The 349-nt window shown below is 73.9% G+C and carries 1 protein-coding gene; it reads left to right on the forward strand.

Annotation, left to right across the window (positions count from 1 at the left end; all coding sequences use genetic code 11):
* The first annotated feature begins 138 nt into the window (after positions 1-138).
* Positions 139-279, forward strand: a complete 141-nt coding sequence (locus tag IH26_RS61065; RefSeq protein WP_157437916.1) for a hypothetical protein — start codon at positions 139-141, stop codon at positions 277-279.
* The last annotated feature ends 70 nt before the right edge of the window (positions 280-349 follow it).

A 349-nucleotide genomic window follows, 5' to 3' on the forward strand; every position in this document is an offset into this window, starting at 1 on the left:
CCGGCTGGTGCTTCCCAGCCGGGTGGCCGCCTTTACCACCGAGGCCCGCACCGCCCACCGTGCCGGCCTCTACCTCCCCACCGACCGGGCCGCTCGCACCGCCCTCCAGCCGGAGTAGCGAGTGAAGGTGACCAATGGGTGCTTGACGAGGCCATCGGGAGTGCCGCCCTGTTGCGGCACCCGCGCCGGTCGAAGGCCGGCGTCCGGATCTCGTACCTGCCGGAATCGCTGGCCCGGGAGATCGTCCGCCGTAACCCGGGCACCGCGCTCTCACGGTGAGCCGGTCCGGCCGGCGACGACCGCGATGGCGGCGATCAGGAGAGCCGCGCACGTCGCCAGCGCCGGCAGC

This window comes from Actinoplanes subtropicus (assembly GCF_000721705.1).
Taxonomy (GTDB): Bacteria; Actinomycetota; Actinomycetes; order Mycobacteriales; family Micromonosporaceae; genus Actinoplanes; species Actinoplanes subtropicus.